Genomic DNA, 2,663 nt, shown 5'->3' with positions numbered 1-2,663 from the left:
GGGTATCACACGCATACGGTTTGGCCTCATCCAGTTTCGCTCGCCACTACTCCCGGAATCACGGTTGTTTTCTCTTCCTGAGGGTACTGAGATGTTTCACTTCCCCTCGTTCCCTCCACACTGCCTATGTGTTCAGCAGCGGGTGACAGCCCATGACGACTGCCGGGTTTCCCCATTCGGACACCCCCGGATCAAAGCTCGGTTGACAGCTCCCCGGGGCCTATCGTGGCCTCCCACGTCCTTCATCGGTTCCTGGTGCCAAGGCATCCACCGTGCGCCCTTAAAAACTTGGCCACAGATGCTCGCGTCCACTGTGCAGTTCTCAARCAACGACCAGCCACCCATCACCCCACCCCTAAGGGCGAGTTCACTGGGGCCGGCAACTGAAGGCGACCAACACGGCCGTACCCTCAGACACCCAACAACGTGCCCGACACGACCCCTCACGATTCACGTTCCACGCCGAAGCAGTACTAGTGATCCCGAAGAACCGTGCCGAATAGTCAACGTTCCACCCATGAGCAACCACCGTCGAACATTTGCCGACGTAGTGGCCTCTGACCAAGCAAGCTTGGTAAGAAGTGCTCCTTAGAAAGGAGGTGATCCAGCCGCACCTTCCGGTACGGCTACCTTGTTACGACTTCGTCCCAATCGCCAGTCCCACCTTCGACAGCTCCCTCCCACAAGGGGTTGGGCCACCGGCTTCGGGTGTTACCGACTTTCGTGACGTGACGGGCGGTGTGTACAAGGCCCGGGAACGTATTCACCGCAGCAATGCTGATCTGCGATTACTAGCAACTCCGACTTCATGGGGTCGAGTTGCAGACCCCAATCCGAACTGAGACCGGCTTTTTGAGATTCGCTCCGCCTCGCGGCATCGCAGCTCATTGTACCGGCCATTGTAGCACGTGTGCAGCCCAAGACATAAGGGGCATGATGACTTGACGTCGTCCCCACCTTCCTCCGAGTTGACCCCGGCAGTCTCCTGTGAGTCCCCATCACCCCGAAGGGCATGCTGGCAACACAGAACAAGGGTTGCGCTCGTTGCGGGACTTAACCCAACATCTCACGACACGAGCTGACGACAGCCATGCACCACCTGTATACCGACCACAAGGGGGGCACCATCTCTGATGCTTTCCGGTATATGTCAAGCCTTGGTAAGGTTCTTCGCGTTGCGTCGAATTAAGCCACATGCTCCGCTGCTTGTGCGGGCCCCCGTCAATTCCTTTGAGTTTTAGCCTTGCGGCCGTACTCCCCAGGCGGGGAACTTAATGCGTTAGCTGCGGCACCGACGACGTGGAATGTCGCCAACACCTAGTTCCCAACGTTTACGGCGTGGACTACCAGGGTATCTAATCCTGTTCGCTCCCCACGCTTTCGCTCCTCAGCGTCAGTAATGGCCCAGAGATCCGCCTTCGCCACCGGTGTTCCTCCTGATATCTGCGCATTTCACCGCTACACCAGGAATTCCGATCTCCCCTACCACACTCTAGCCTGCCCGTATCGACTGCAGACCCGGGGTTAAGCCCCGGGCTTTCACAACCGACGCAACAAGCCGCCTACGAGCTCTTTACGCCCAATAATTCCGGACAACGCTTGCGCCCTACGTATTACCGCGGCTGCTGGCACGTAGTTAGCCGGCGCTTCTTCTGCAGGTACCGTCACTCTCGCTTCTTCCCTGCTGAAAGAGGTTTACAACCCGAAGGCCGTCATCCCTCACGCGGCGTCGCTGCATCAGGCTTTCGCCCATTGTGCAATATTCCCCACTGCTGCCTCCCGTAGGAGTCTGGGCCGTGTCTCAGTCCCAGTGTGGCCGGTCGCCCTCTCAGGCCGGCTACCCGTCGTCGCCTTGGTAGGCCATCACCCCACCAACAAGCTGATAGGCCGCGGGCTCATCCTTCACCGCCGGAGCTTTTAACCCCGTCCCATGCGGGACAGAGTGTTATCCGGTATTAGACCCCGTTTCCAGGGCTTGTCCCAGAGTGAAGGGCAGATTGCCCACGTGTTACTCACCCGTTCGCCACTAATCCACCCCGAAGGGCTTCATCGTTCGACTTGCATGTGTTAAGCACGCCGCCAGCGTTCGTCCTGAGCCAGGATCAAACTCTCCGTGAATGTTTTCCCGTAATCGGGAGACACATCACGAGAGCGGGACGATCAGCCGGAATAAGACCGACCGTCCACAGCGTCCTCGCTGTGTAATTGCCTACCGGAACCACAAGGGCCCGGCAGGACTTTCAAAGGAACCACCAACCTGCCGAAGCAGGCCGGGGTATCAACATATCTGGCGTTGACTTTTGGCACGCTGTTGAGTTCTCAAGGAACGGACGCYTCCTTTRTACTCACCCTCTCGGGCTTTCCTCCGGGCTTTCCCTTCGGTCTTGCGTTTCCGACTCTATCAGACTCTTTCGTGTCCGATTCCCGGTCGAAGCGGGTYTCGCTTTCCAGGTTTTCGCTTTCGCGTTTCCCTTTCCGGCGGTTCCAACCTTACCAGACTCTTTTTCGTTACCGTTTCCGGTCCGAATTTGATTCCGGTGGCCGTTGGAGTGGCCTTTGCCTTTCGGCGGAACCGACTTTATCAGAAGTTCTGAGTCGGAATTCCCGCCCCCTACGGGGTGACCTCCACGCACGAGTGCGCAGGGTGCTTCCCGGTCAGGCGG

At 58.2% G+C, this 2,663-nt stretch carries 2 rRNA genes; both read right to left on the bottom strand.

Annotated elements, in window-relative coordinates:
• Nucleotides 1–294: ribosomal RNA gene (locus AC1DYK_RS35280) — 23S ribosomal RNA — on the bottom strand; the annotation flags it as partial.
• A 298-nt stretch (nucleotides 295–592) separates the two neighbouring features.
• Nucleotides 593–2,118, bottom strand: a 16S ribosomal RNA gene (locus tag AC1DYK_RS35275).
• Nucleotides 2,119–2,663: the final 545 nt, after the last annotated feature.

The organism is Variovorax sp. P2_H12 (assembly GCF_056403395.1).
Note: the sequence above shows the minus strand (reverse complement) of the source record. Positions and strands in the feature narration are given on the sequence as shown.